We start from the raw sequence: 14,251 nt of genomic DNA on the forward strand, positions 1-14,251 counted from the left end.
TATAGACCAAAGTCGGAAGTCAGATTGGGATAGTGAACCCAAAAACTCATGGAGCAAACAAGGACACAAAAAAAATTGGTTTACGCCATCCAGTTCAAAAATAGATGAATAAGGAAAAATGAAAATGAAACGATTATTTCCCCCCCCTTGAATATCTCAACATCCCCAATCTAGTGACATCCCTGTCTGTCATCATTGGCCTTACGAGTTTTTTTCTTGCACTCAAGCAGCAGACTTTTCTGGCAGCGGCTCTGTTACTTCATTGTGCTTTTTGCAGCCAGTAAAATGTCGGAGATGCCTGAAATCGCTGTGAATATCAGCTTTGGTATCTTTTTTTGCGTTACAGCTTTCATGCAGCTCTCATCGATACTCATCGGCAAGGATGGACGATTGACGAAATTCTTGTTTATAGTGACGCCATTGGCATCTATTATTTGTGTTATTAGGCTTATTATGTCTAAGGGGAATGTGTAATTATGGTACTATTGCGGGAAAGCTGGAATGTATGTTCGATACCTTGGTAGGCTTTTGGGATTTGTCTGGCATTTGACTTAATCACTCAAAATCGACATCTTATTGCTTTTTTAGAAGTTATTGCAGTTGTCTGAACCAGGATAACCAGGATGGATAGGATGCTCAGGATAGATAATCCTGCCTTATCTTGTTAATCTTGGGAATCCTGATTCAGACAGTGTTGACAAGCCTTACAAGATCATAGGTGTCGATTTTGAGTAATCAGGATAAAAGTGATAATCAGGATAAATAATACTGCCTTATCCTGTTAATCCCAAATACCCTGATTCATAAGAAGCTTGAACTGAGCGCCCTTCGGGCGGGCTTTTCCATAACTAACTGCTTTTGCATGATAAAAATGGAAATTCCTATACTATTAAATTAAGAATGAATCATTTGCGATATTTTTCGTATAAAATCTGGAGTTGTACCACAGCACCCTCCAACTACATTTACACCTATATCTTTAAGTTTTTTAATATTTTCGCAGAAAAATTCTGGAGTTTCAGGATAGACAATTGACTCTCCAATGGTGGATGGTGCTCCTGCATTGGGTTGTATGATCATGGGAGCATCAATTCCATCCCTTATTACATGGGCAAGGTCAATCATGGTATCACTTGCAATGGAACAGTTTGCTCCCACAACCGATGCACCTGCGTCCAGCATTTTTTTCATGCTCTCAACAGGTTTGTTGCCCATTATTGTAAAAAATCCGCTGGGTTTTTTCTGGAATGTCATGGTGGCAAAGATGGGCAGAGATGAGATCTTCCTAATGCCCTTGATGGCCGCAAGAACTTCATTTAAATCAAAAAAGGTCTCTGCAATAAAGCAATCTACGCCAGCAAATGAATCACTTTCTTCTGCGCTTTGTACTATGTACCTTGCCTGTCTTTCAAAATGCGCAACAGCCTCTTCAAAAGAGAGCACTCCTGCTGGTTGAAGCATTTCACCAAGGGGGCCTATGTCACCTGCCACATATTTTCTTGATGCACTGATGTTACCACCACCACTGCCATTACTACTACTAACACTAACACATTTGCTATTATTATGATTATACTCTAATGCTGCTTCACAGGCAATTTTAACAGCAGCACTGTTTATCTTTTTTACGGTTTCATCCTGTTCCAGCTCTTTTATTACACCCATTCTCATGAGTTTAAAGGCTGAAGCACCAAACGTATTTATGGTGGCAACATCAGCACCTGCATCAAAATAGGCACTGTGAATCTTTTGAATTTCTTCAGGCTTTTCAATGTTCCATATTTCGGAGGCTTTGCCCCCTTTTAGTCCTGCCTGCATAAGCATGGAGCCCATTGCTCCGTCAAAAATCAATCCTTTTTCTTTTACCCTGTCCAGAATATTCATGGATAGTTCCTTTATTTTTTTACCGTGGAAATGTGTACAAGTTTTTATCTTTATTGCCTTAATTTACATTTTTCCCTTCCAAGCTCCCTCAATGGTCGAGATTCCTGCCTGAAGCATATTGCATCACGGGATCTGATCATACGGATTCTTCCCGGAAGATCAAGGAATTTACCCTGATTCCCTGAATAAATTAAGGATATAATATCTTCAATATGCCCCATACTTATAGTTTTTAAATTGCCTTTTACCTCTTCAATGGATCGTCTTGCAAGTCGCCTTGCAAGTGCTTTGGGAATTTTACTGAAAATTTTGCGTGGCAGGCAGACCTCTTTTTCATGCTCTTCATTATTGTCCATCCTTAAAGATTCTGACCCTGAAATTACATGTGCATCTGAGTTGCTTATTGTGAAAGATGCTGATTTGAAAATTTTCTCTGTCTCCATACTCATCCATGAATCCTCATCCATCAATATCTGGCTTAATCGGTTTAAGGAATCTTTTACAGATGGATTATATTCCTGTTCAAGATGGGGAATAAGAGAGTGTCTTATTCTGTTTCTGAGGTAGCTTTTATCACTGTTTGAACTGTCGAGCACAAAAGGCTGGTTTTTTAAATCAAGCCACTCCATTATCTCCTTTCTGGATATTTCAATCATTGGGCGAACAATGGTAATATAATCTCTGGACGCTCTTTTTATGCATGGTAAACAGGAGATATCTGTTTTGGAAGGCTGATTTAATGGGCGAGTGGGCGGTATTCCTGCAAGTCCCTTTGTACCACTTCCCCTTAGAAGATTCATCAATACAAGCTCAGCATTGTCATCACTGTTGTGACCAAGTGCTATGCATTGATAACCGTGGGTTTTTGCAAGATCTTTGTAAAATGCATAACGAACATTTCTGGCAGTCTCTTCAAATGATCTTTTTTCAGCTTTTGCCATTGCAGGAACATCTGTTATTGAAACATGGCAGGGGATATTATACCGGCGGGCAAGTTCACGTACAAAGGCTTCATCCCTGTCTGACTCTTCTCCCCTGAGCTTGTGGTTTATGTGGGCAATTCCCAGGGTGAGTTCATATAAATTCTGAAGTTCAAGCAGGAGAAGGAGCAGAGCCACGGAGTCAGGCCCCCCTGAGAGAGCCACAAGTATATGATCGTTTTGGAAGAGCATTCCATATTTTTCAACTGATGCTAAGGCGCTGCTGATAAAGCATGAAGACTTTCCTGAGCTGTTTTTTTTTTCATCCCTTAAAGCACTCTTTTATCTCTTGACCTGCTTCAGAAAAATGGTGAAGAGGTTAATTTTTTCGTTTTTATTGAAATCATTGAAAAAACACTTTAACAATATTTAAAGCATCTTACAACTCCTGAGTTTTTAAATGTCACGTTTTTTTACCGTGGAAATAGATACAAATTTCCATATTCGGGGGTGGCTGGATGGCAGCCATGACCGTTTAATTCATGAGTTACGAGAATAAGTTCAATATAAGGAGGATACTATGGATCGTCGAGATTTTCTGAAAAAAGCAATTGGCAGCGGGATTGCAGCAGGTTCAACCCTGGCATTTACAGATTTTTCAGAAGTTGGCAAACTTTGGGCAGCTTCAAAGGAGAGCAAGTCTGCCTGGGATCTTGTGGCCGTCAAAGGTGGAGAGCCGGATCTGATGTTTGACAGTGCCATTGCCTCCCTCGGGGGAATGCAGAATTTCGTGCCCAAGGGAAGCCGTGTCCTGGTTAAGCCAAATATCGGCTGGGATGTACCGCCGGAAAGGGCTGGTAACACCCATCCCAAGCTTGTGGGGCGCATTGTCGAGCATTGCATTACCGCAGGAGCAAAGGAGGTCTCTGTGTTTGATCACACCTGCGACAACTGGCGGCAATGTTATAAAAACAGCGGCATTGAAAAGGCTGTTAAAGAAGCTGGCGGAAAAATTATCTCTGGTGACAGCGAGGGCTACTATCAGAAAATTTCAGTGCCCATGGGAAAACGGCTTACTGAAACCATGGTACATGAAGCTCTTTTAGAGGCAGATGTCTTTATAAATGTGCCGGTTCTCAAACAGCACAGCTCTTCCATGGTCACCATCGGCATGAAAAATCTCATGGGTGTTGTCTGGGACAGAAGGTACTGGCACAGGAACGATCTACACCAGTGTATTGCCGATTTTGCATCCTTTCGAAAACCTGACCTCACAGTGGTGGACGCATATAACGTCATGAAACGAAATGGCCCCAGAGGAGTATCTGTGAACGATGTGGTGGCAATGAAAGCCCAGGTTGTTTCAACAGATTTTCTTGCAGCGGATTCGGCTGCTGCAAAACTTTTTGGTTTGGAGCCTGCTGATATCCGCCATATCAAAATCGCTTCTGAAATGAAACTTGGGCAGATGAATCTGAAAGAGCTGTCAATAAACAGGATCAAACTTTGAACAAATTTGACCTTAATATTGATAAAACTGTAATGAAACTTCGCTATCTGAAAACCCTGCGCATGGTCATTGCCGTTGTTTTCTTTATGCTGACCGCTTTCATATTCCTGGATTTCAGGGCTATGGGGACAAGAGCCATTGCCGGTGAGGTGCTTTATCTTCAGTTTGTGCCATCAATGCTCAATTTTTTGAACCATGCTGCAATTGGAGCAGCAGGATTCATTTTGGTTCTAAGCTTCACACTTCTGTTCGGTCGCATATACTGCTCCACTGTCTGCCCATTGGGAACACTACAGGATATTATAAGCCGTATGACCCGAACAAGAATAACAGGCCAGGGAAAAAAACAAAAGCGCCAAAGATTCACTTTTACCAGGCCGCAAACCATGCTCCGCTATGGAGTTTTTTCTCTGACAGCTCTATTTTTTATAGCGGGAAGCGGCCTTTTGCTCAACTTTCTTGACCCATTCAGCAATTTCGGCAGAATTTTTACAAACATAGTGCGTCCACTTCTGCTTGCCGCAAATAACCTTATTGCCCATCTGGCAGAGTATTTAGGCAGCAACATTCTCTATCAGGTACAATGGCAAAGAGTTGCACCTGTATCCATGGGAATTTTGATAGCTGTGGCTATCTCATTGGCGGTACTTGCGCTTGTGGGATGGTTGAGTGCACGTCATGGACGCCTTTACTGTAACTCCATCTGTCCTGTTGGGACACTTTTGGGGCTTTTTGCAAAAATATCACTTTTACGGATTCAAATTGAAAGCAGCTCCTGCATTGATTGCAGACAGTGTCAGTGGGTCTGTAAGGCTGGCTGTATTGATCTTACAACAAAAAGTATTGACATAAGTCGCTGCGTGGCCTGCTACAACTGCCTTGCCGTCTGTCCATCCAATGCATTGCAGATAAAAAATCACTGGCAGCAGCATAACCGGCGAGAGCTTCAGCAGCGTAACCGGCGACAGCTTCAGCATCATAACCGGCAAGAGCTTCAGCAGCATAATCGACAAGAGCTTCAGCAGCATAATCGACAAGAGCTTCAGCAGCATAATCGGCAAGAGATTCCAAAACCCAGACGCAGGGAGTTCATTCTTGGCATGACCCTTGGATGTATTGGTGTGCCCACTGGACATATGGGCATGACTTCTGGACTTATGGCCATGACTTCTGGATTTATGAGTATGCCTACTGGACTTATGGGTATGCCCACTGGATTTATGGAAATGACTGTCGGAAAAGTGTATGCCGAGTCAACCGGTCAGCTTCTCCAGAGCCGGCCAACAACCATTCCGGAAAAAAGAACTAGCCCTGTCTCTCCTCCTGGTTCTGTCAGCATAGGCCATTTTACATCCACATGCACGGCATGTCACCTCTGTGTTTCCATCTGTCCATCGGGTATATTGGTGCCATCATTTTTAACTTATGGTATATCAGGATTGACGCAACCCCACATGAATTTTCAATCCGGTCACTGCAACTATGAATGTACTGCCTGCACAGAAGTGTGTCCCAGTGGGGCAATCCTGCCCATTTCAAAAGAAAAAAAGAAGCTTACACAGATAGGTGTGGCAAAATTCATCAAGGAGAACTGTGTGGTATATACCGATAATACCAATTGTGGCGCTTGCTCAGAGCATTGTCCCACAAAGGCAGTTCATATGGTACCATACCACAATGCAAAAGGGCGGAAACTCGTAATACCCAAGATTAATGAATCCATATGCGTGGGATGCGGAGGATGCGAACACGCATGCCCCACAAAACCATACAGAGCAATATATATTGACGGAAATCCGGTGCACAGGGTTGCAGAAAAACCTGTTGAAAAGATATTGGAACAAAAGATGGATGGTAATGAGGATTTCCCATTCTAAGGGAGCTCAGAATAAATAGGGCATTCACCATAAATACTCAAAGTCAACACCTATGATTTTGTAAGCCTTGTCAATACTGTCTGAATCAGGAATCCCAAGATTAACAAAGATAAAGCAGGATTATATCTACTCAAAATCGACACCTATAACCTCTTGAGCCTTGTCAATATTGTCTGAATCAGGATGCCCAGGATGATAATGATTTACAGGATAAAAATCCTGAGCATCCTGTAAATCCTGGTTATCCTGATTCAGACAAATGCAAGAACTTCTGAAAAAGCAATAAGATGTAGATTTTGAGTAAATACTGATTCTTCATATGGATTCATTTTCCGTTTCCGGGTCGTGGAAAAAATGCTAAGATAAATCCTCCACAGTGGAAAGCTTCTGTTTTTTCATCCTTCAGATGAAGGATGCCAACAAATTAATTAATGAATACAAAAAAAGGAAATAAATGGAAATATCATCTCCACTGGCCTGGTTTTTTGCAGGTATCGCCTTTATGGTTATTGAAATGTTATTGCCGGGATTTGTTGTCATTTTTTTTGCTTTTGGCAGCTTTATTGCTTCCATTGCGGCATGGCTGCTTGATATCAGTATAACAATCCAGACATGGATTTTTATCATATCATCACTGTTGCTTCTTTTTTCCTTGAGAAAACTTGGCATAAAACTGTTGAAGGGCGATGTCCATAACAGCATGAATGACAACTATGCAGACTCCAGAGTTGGCAAAAATGCAGTTGTCACAAAAAAAATCACTCCTTCTTTAACAGGGGAAATCAAGTTTGCAGGCAGTTTCTGGAGAGCATCTTCAGAAACTGAAATTAATGAAGGAGAAACTGTGGTAATTGTGAACAAGGCTTCGGAAGATGGCCTTACCTTTATGGTAAAGCCCCTCGAATAAACGGCAAGCTTCATTTCCCGTTTTACACTTTCCGGAGAGAAAATTTTGAGTTGCGGGAATCTCTTACAAAAAAGTGTAAAGTGCTTTTGGGTTCAAATGGAGGATGTCTAATAAACAACAGTTTTTTAAGGGAGAGTGCAATGACAGGTTCATTTATGACAAATTCATTGGTTATTGGTGGCGTAATTGCCGTGATGGTGATTTTTGTATTACTCAAAACTGCCATTGTTGTACCACAACGCTCGGAATTTATAATAGAAAGTCTTGGTAAATATACCAAAACCCTTGGAGCAGGGTTTCATATCCTCATTCCTTTTTTTGATAAAGTTGCATACAAGCGATCACTGAAAGAAGAGGTTCTTGATATTGCATCTCAGGAGTGTATTACCAAAGACAATGTCTCAGTGGCAGTGGATGGAGTATTATATATACAGGTCATTGACAGCAAGCTCTCTGCATATGGTATTGACAACTATAAAAAAGCTGCCTCTCAGCTTGCACAGACATCTCTTCGATCTGTAATTGGTCGCATAGTTCTTGATAAGACCTTTGAAGAGAGGGAGACATTAAACCAGCAGGTGGTGGCTGCCATTGATGAAGCAGCAGAAAACTGGGGTGTCAAGGTTCTCAGATATGAGATAAAAGATATAACACCGCCCCGAACTGTCATGGATGCAATGGAGAAGCAGATGCGTGCAGAGCGGGAAAAAAGAGCAGCAATTGCAACATCTGAAGGTGACAGACAGGCTCGTATCAACCGTGCTGAAGGTTTGAAACAGGAGGCCATTGAAGTATCTGAAGGAGAAAAACAGAAACGGATAAATGAAGCAGAAGGCCAGGCAAAGGAGATTGAACTTGTAGCTCATGCAACAGCAGAAGGTATTGAGAAAATTGCACAGGCACTTACGTTTTCCGGAGGAGAAACAGCAGCAAATCTAAGAGTTGCTGAAAAGTATATTGCGGAATTTGGCAAGCTTGCAAAAAGCACCAACACAATGATCATACCTTCCAATATGGGGGATATCGCAGGTATTGTGGCAACAGCCATGTCTGTTCTTGGCCATGAACAAAAGATAGGAAGGGAAACTGGACAGGGTAATGCCGCCGGTGGTTTTCACGGTCAGAGTGCCGTTGAGCCCAAGGATTGGCCACAGCCTGACCATCGGCGGGGATAGCTGACAGATGATGAAGAGGGAATATCAGTGTTGAAATTTTATGACATAAACAAGCAATGGGAAGATGCACTGCATTTGACGGAAAAAGCTGTAAATCGACATCCCGAGGCTTATCGTGAATTGAAAAAACTGATACACAGAACAGTTTCATGCCCCCTTGATATAAGAGACTATTTTACAACCGCAGAAAAAATTGTGAACTTGCTAAGTTGCCTTGATCCATGTGGTCAAGGCAGCATATTCCACAGGTTTTCGGAGTCTCTTGCCCCATCAAATATCTGGCATGTAAAATGGATGAGGGTGGAATGCCTTGACCTGCTTGACCATCTTGATGCATTTGACAGGTGGCGACGGGAAAAACGAAAACTTCGAATAGTAAAATAAACTGCAAACAATTTTTGGGGAGTCATTTTTTCAGCACTTCTCTAATAAGAAGGGCAAGATTGTTTGTGATAACAGGTTTTTCCACATATTTTCTGATTCCCATGCTAAGAGCTGCCTCCTCGGAAATCCTGTCGCTGTATCCTGTGCATATAATAATGGGCATTTCCGGCCGGATTTTAAGTATTGCTGCTGCAAGCTTATTCCCCTCCATTCCCGGCATGGTCATGTCTGTGATTACCAGATCAAATTTATCAGGATCACTTTTGAATGCATCAAGTGCATCACTACTGTCAATAAAAGAGACCACTGTATATCCATATTTTTTAAGAATTCTTCCTGTAACATCAAGTATGGTTTCTTCATCATCAACAAGCATTATTGTTTCAGTGCCGCACTCCTGAAGCGTCTCTTTTCTGTTGATGACAACTGAAGGGCTTTTTTTATCCAGCACAGGAAAATATACCTGAAAACAACTTCCTTTGCCTGGCTCGCTATCAACTTTTATAAAACCGTTGTGTTCCTCTATTACAACAAGAGCAATGGCAAGTCCAAGGCCTGTTCCTTCTCCCTCTTCCTTTGTTGTGAAATAGGGGTCAAATATCTTCTCCACAATGCTCTTATCCATCCCTTTGCCTGTGTCCTGGACTTTGAGTTCCAGATATTTTCCAGGCTTTATGTCAAGGTCTTTAATGCAGTTTTCAAATGTACAGTCAATCTCTTTTAATGTCACATAAAGAATTCCTCCTTTTTCCTGCATTGCATGGTATGCATTGGTGCAGAAGTTCATGAGAAGCTGATGAATTTTTGTGGGATCTGCCATGATTCTGGCACTTGACTCAATTTTACTTTTGATCTCAATTGTTGCAGGAATAATGGGACGAAGCAGCTTTAAGGTCTCTTTTACGGCCAATGATAGCTTGAGTGGATGTTTTTCAGGATTTGACATTCTGGTAAAAGTCAATATCTGATAAATAAGGTCGGTTGCCTTTTGGGCACTTTTTTGAATCTGCTCCACGTAGTAGAGAGATTTTTTATGGTTGTTTTCTTTAATACAGTTTTCTGTAAGTCTTGAATATCCAAAAATACCGGAGAGAATATTATTAAAATCGTGGGCAATGCCGCCTGCAAGGGTGCCTATGGCTTCCATTTTCTGGGCCTGAAAAAGTCTTGCCTGGACTTCTTTGTTCTCTTTCTCAATCCTTGCAAGTTCTGTAACATCCCTGAAGAGAATCAATAGATATCTGTTGGCATCTATCTCCACAAAAGATGTATTAATGTCACAATATATGATACTCCCTTTTGATGTTTTCATGGGAATATGGCGCAGAGCACTTCTATAGCTTTCTGAATTGGATATCAGTTTTTCCAGTAAATTGTCATTTTCATTTTCAGATTCTGTAAACAGGTCTGCTATCATGCAAGATGTCATCTCCTCTGAACTGTAGGCAAACATATGACAGGCAGTTCTGTTGCACAGATAAACAGCACCATTGTCAGGGGATACAAGGAGAATGCCGTCACTTGTGCTGTCAAAAATCAGGGAAAATTTTTTCTCATTCTCCTCAGCTTTCTCCTTTGCAAGTCGAAGGGCCTTTATCTGCTCCTGAAGCTGAGGAAAATAACTCTTTCGTAAAGAACCTTTTCCAAGGCCGACAATCATGCTTCTCAACTCTTTTTGACGAATCTCCTGGTCAGAGTAGTCTTTCATACAGCCTCTCTATATCATTTTGAGTCGGCATAACCGGATTGGTAAGAATACATGGATCTGCAAGGACAAAACGAGAAAGACCGGGGACATTATGACTCTTTATCCCCATACCGGAGAGTTTAGTGGTAATCCCGAGTTTTATCCTTAAATCCTTTAATCTATCCAACAGAAGTTGTTTTATATTGTCTGTTTTACAGGATATGTCAACCCCCATTGCTGCGGCAAGCTCATCATATTTTTTTTGGGCATGCGGATAGTTGTAATCCACAGCTCCCTCCAGCAGGATGGCATTGCACACTCCATGTGCAAGATCAAATCCGCCACCGAGACTGTGAGCCATTGCATGGACAATGCCAAGGCTTGCATTTGAGAAGGCAAGTCCTGCAAGAAGGCTTGCAAGCATCATATTGTAACGGTATTTCATGTTAGTTGGTTCCAGAAACGCCCCTTAAAGGTTGTTGTTTATAAGGGAGACCGCTTTAAGTGCATTGAGATCAGTAACAGGTGATGCTGCATTGGAGACATATGCCTCAAATGCATGAACAAGTGCATCCATACCTGTTTCTGCCGTAAGTTCAGGTGACATGGTAACTGTGGTTTCAGGGTCAATAAGTGCAAGATCCGGCACCATTGTTTTACTTATGATAGCTCTTTTTACACGACACTTTGAATCACTGATAATTGCAAACTGGGAAATATCTGCTGCAGTTCCGGCAGTTGTGGGAATACATACCAGAGGAGGACCTGGAACCGGAACCTTATCAACCCCCTCAAAATCCAGGATATGACCCTGATTTGAGGAGACAATTCCAATTCCCTTGGCACAATCCATGGGACTTCCACCTCCTACAGCAACAATAAGATCGCATCTTTCATCCAAAAAGAGTTCTCTGCCTGCCATCACTTCATGGTCTCTGGGATTTGGAGAGACATTATTAAAAACAACTGTTTTAATGCCACGTGATTTCAATGAGGCATTGACTTTATCTGCCCAGCCTGCAGAGAGCACACCATTATCTGTTACTATGAGGACTTTATTTATGCCAAAACTTTCAACATATTCACCTACAGTTTGCAGTGCCTTTCTCCCTATTATAAATTCAGGAACAACAAATTTTCTGAGTTCATCTATACTTGACTCCATGGCACCTCCTATTAACGCCATCACTTGTGCGAATTAACAGCATCAGTTGACAGAAAATTATCAGTTTCAAAAACAGCATCTTTGACTATTTTAGCGTGGAAATGGATACAATTTTCAATATTAAGGGGTGACTGGATGGCAGCCATGACCTTTTACTGAATATATCCTTTTTAAAATATCCGGCGAAAATTGTTGCGAAACTTTATCTGCTGCCCCCTCTTCGAAAACTCTCCTCCGGCCACCTCTTCATGACAGGATTTTAGTTCCGTAACAGCCTGTCGACATCTTATTACTTTTTTTGTATTTGAGGATATTAGATATTGCATATTGTCAATTATTGATTTATATATAATATATATCATATCTTTTAATCTTTTCCATGAATTTTGGGAAGAACGCAAAATATCAATTCAATTACTATGTTTTATTAAACTCAAAAAAACACTCCCCTTGGTTAGTTAAGATTTTAATTTAATAGAATAGGAATTTCCATTTTTGGGAACAAAGAAGCCCGCCCGCAGGGCGCTAAGTTCTTGTTTTCCAGATAACAAAATTGGCAAGCACTGTAGGGGGCAACCCTGTCTGGCTGCCCTCTCCAGAGTTGAAATTTCAAAATTATTTTCTGGAAATCTATAGGTTTTATAGCTGCGATGCAGCCACCCCTCAAAAACAAAAAAGTATTATTTTTCGCATAAAAATTTGCCATCTTTCATTTGCCAGGTTACATTTTTCTGAACACAATGCCAGTTTTTTTGGTAGTCTATTCCGGAAAGTGTAAAGTACTTTCTGCATGATATGAAGGATGCCAAAAATTCCATATTTTTTTAATAGTAAATAACAATAAGGAGAATAATATGCTGAATAGAATTTCCATTAAAAGCCGTATATATGTAATGATCTTATGTACACTTATTCTTTTTATAACTATGATCATGTTTAGTATATATACAAACGGGCAAACAAGGGATCTGGCAATTGCAAAAACTTCCCATATCATGCTTGAAGATCAGAAGGAGAGAGTAAAGCTTGCATCTTTTTCCATGGCAATGGCGCTTGGAACTCTCCTCAATGATATTGAAAGCGAAACAGAGAAAGGCGAACTTATAAGAAAAGAGGTAAAAAATATTATATATGAAAAAGATAAGTCTGGTTATTTTTTTGTCTATAAAAAAACAACAAATATAGCTTTTCCGGTTTCACCCCAGAATGTAGGCAAAGATCTTGGGCATATAACAGATAAAAATGGTGTTAAGGTTATTAAGGAGTTGTGGAAACAGGCCGAAAATGGGGGCGGATATGTCAATTACATATGGCCAAAACCAGGAAGTGGGGATACTCCTAAAATAAGTTATGCCATAATGATACCAGGAACACAATACTGGATTGGAACAGGCGTTTATCTTGACAACATTGATGAATATACAGGTTCAATGTCCAGGGAAATAACCAGCAACAGTAATCGGTTATTGCTTAAAATGTTTATAATTTGTCTGATTATTTTCATTGCCATTACAGCATTGTGCCTTTTCATTGTATTCGGGATATCAGGTTCACTAAAAAGTATTACAGAGAGTTTCAAGGACATTGCCAGTGGAGCAGGGGATCTTACAAAAAGAATTCCTATAAAATCAAAGGATGAACTGGGAGAGCTTAGTCACTGGTTTAACCTTTTTATTGAAAAACTTCAAGGGATCATAAAGCAGCTTGCATTGGAATCACGCAATGTTGACAAAGCATCAGAAACCCTTATTTCCATTGCAGAAGAGATGGCAATGGGGGCGGAAAACACATCTTCCAGGGCGGAAAATGTTGCCACAGCCGCAGAAGAGATGAGCAGCAATTTAAGCAGCGTGGCATCTGCCATGGAGCAATCTTCCAATAATACAAATATTGTGGCATCTGCTTCTGAAGAGATGAATGCCACAATAAATGAGATTGCAGTTAATGCGGAAAATGCCAGTTCAACCGCGGAAAAAGCATCACAAAAAACCATGACTGCCGGTGGTAACATGGAAATGCTTGAAAAGGCAGCCGCTTCAATTGGCAAAATAACAGAGACAATAACTGAAATATCGGAGCAGACCAATCTGTTGGCTCTGAATGCAACCATTGAAGCCGCAAGAGCTGGAGAGGCAGGCAAGGGGTTTGCGGTGGTTGCCAATGAAATAAAGGCGCTGGCACAACAGACTGCAAGTGCAACACTTAATATAAAGGAACAGATTGACAGTGTTCAGAATGCCTCAACTGCCACCAGAAAATCCATAAACGAAGTTGTTGATGTCATAAACACGGTCAAAGAGCTTGTCTCAACCATTGCCGCAGCAATAACGCAGCAGACCGCAGCAACACAGGAGATATCCATAAATATTGAGCAGCTCTCCTTAGGAATACAGGAAGTGAATGAAAATGTCAGTCAAAGCTCACAGGTATCCAATACCATTTCACATGACATTGCTGAAGTCAGCATGGCATCAGAAGAGCTCAACAACAACAGCAGCCAGATAAGAATCAACTCAGTTGAACTCAAGGAGATGTCAGAGCAGTTAAACCAGATTGTAAAGAGATTTATCATTGAATAGCATGAATATAATACTCAAAGTCCACACCTATGTTTTTGTAAGCCTTGTCAACACTGTCTGAATCAGGATTCCCAAGATTAACAGGATAAGGCAGGATTATCTATCCTGAGCATCCTATCCATCCTGGTTATCCTGGTTCAGACAACTGCAATAACTTCTGAAA

General features: G+C 41.1%; 9 protein-coding genes and 1 pseudogene. 6 read left to right on the forward strand and 4 right to left on the reverse strand.

Going from position 1 to position 14,251, the window contains the following annotated elements:
- Positions 1 to 894: 894 nt before the first annotated feature.
- Together MTBBW1_RS15100 and tilS are read right to left on the reverse strand one after the other, a co-directional pair.
- Positions 895 to 1,884: a homocysteine S-methyltransferase family protein gene (locus tag MTBBW1_RS15100; protein ID WP_080804611.1), complete on the reverse strand. Its 990-nt coding sequence runs from the start codon at positions 1,882 to 1,884 to the stop codon at positions 895 to 897.
- Between the two features lie 50 nt (positions 1,885 to 1,934).
- Complete coding sequence (gene tilS / locus MTBBW1_RS15105; protein WP_080804612.1) at positions 1,935 to 3,056, reverse strand: tRNA lysidine(34) synthetase TilS; 1,122 nt, start codon at positions 3,054 to 3,056, stop codon at positions 1,935 to 1,937.
- Between the two features lie 328 nt (positions 3,057 to 3,384).
- Here tilS and MTBBW1_RS15110 point away from each other — a divergent pair, with 328 nt between their 5' ends.
- From MTBBW1_RS15110 to MTBBW1_RS15135, 5 genes are all read left to right on the forward strand, one after another.
- Positions 3,385 to 4,314 (forward strand): DUF362 domain-containing protein, encoded by a 930-nt coding sequence (locus MTBBW1_RS15110; protein WP_080804613.1) that lies wholly within the window; start codon positions 3,385 to 3,387, stop codon positions 4,312 to 4,314.
- Entirely contained in the window at positions 4,311 to 6,191 is a 1,881-nt protein-coding gene (locus MTBBW1_RS29610; RefSeq protein WP_245809413.1) for a 4Fe-4S binding protein, read from the forward strand. Before MTBBW1_RS15110 ends, MTBBW1_RS29610 begins: the two co-directional genes overlap by 4 nt.
- A gap of 454 nt (positions 6,192 to 6,645) precedes the next feature.
- Positions 6,646 to 7,098, forward strand: coding sequence for an NfeD family protein (locus MTBBW1_RS15125; protein ID WP_080804614.1), 453 nt, complete (start codon positions 6,646 to 6,648; stop codon positions 7,096 to 7,098).
- 140 nt (positions 7,099 to 7,238) lie between these two features.
- Positions 7,239 to 8,273 carry an SPFH domain-containing protein gene (locus tag MTBBW1_RS15130; protein WP_245809414.1) on the forward strand — a complete coding sequence of 345 codons (1,035 nt, stop codon included), beginning with the start codon at positions 7,239 to 7,241 and terminating at the stop codon, positions 8,271 to 8,273.
- A gap of 30 nt (positions 8,274 to 8,303) precedes the next feature.
- Positions 8,304 to 8,657 carry a hypothetical protein gene (locus tag MTBBW1_RS15135; protein WP_080804615.1) on the forward strand — a complete coding sequence of 118 codons (354 nt, stop codon included), beginning with the start codon at positions 8,304 to 8,306 and terminating at the stop codon, positions 8,655 to 8,657.
- A 22-nt stretch (positions 8,658 to 8,679) separates the two neighbouring features.
- On the opposite strand, the gene MTBBW1_RS15140 is transcribed toward MTBBW1_RS15135, so the two are convergent.
- Positions 8,680 to 10,365: a hybrid sensor histidine kinase/response regulator gene (locus MTBBW1_RS15140; protein ID WP_080804616.1), complete on the reverse strand. Its 1,686-nt coding sequence runs from the start codon at positions 10,363 to 10,365 to the stop codon at positions 8,680 to 8,682.
- A pseudogene (gene ercA, locus MTBBW1_RS30525) lies at positions 10,349 to 11,530 on the reverse strand (alcohol dehydrogenase-like regulatory protein ErcA). The gene MTBBW1_RS15140 and the pseudogene ercA overlap by 17 nt, the downstream one beginning before the upstream one ends.
- An 833-nt stretch (positions 11,531 to 12,363) precedes the next feature.
- On the opposite strand from ercA, the gene MTBBW1_RS15160 reads away from it, so the two are divergent.
- A complete protein-coding gene (locus MTBBW1_RS15160) occupies positions 12,364 to 14,088 on the forward strand; it encodes a methyl-accepting chemotaxis protein (protein WP_080804619.1) in 1,725 nt (574 codons plus the stop codon).
- Positions 14,089 to 14,251 lie beyond the last annotated feature (163 nt).

Source organism: Desulfamplus magnetovallimortis (assembly GCF_900170035.1).
Classification (GTDB): Bacteria; Desulfobacterota; Desulfobacteria; order Desulfobacterales; family Desulfobacteraceae; genus Desulfamplus; species Desulfamplus magnetovallimortis.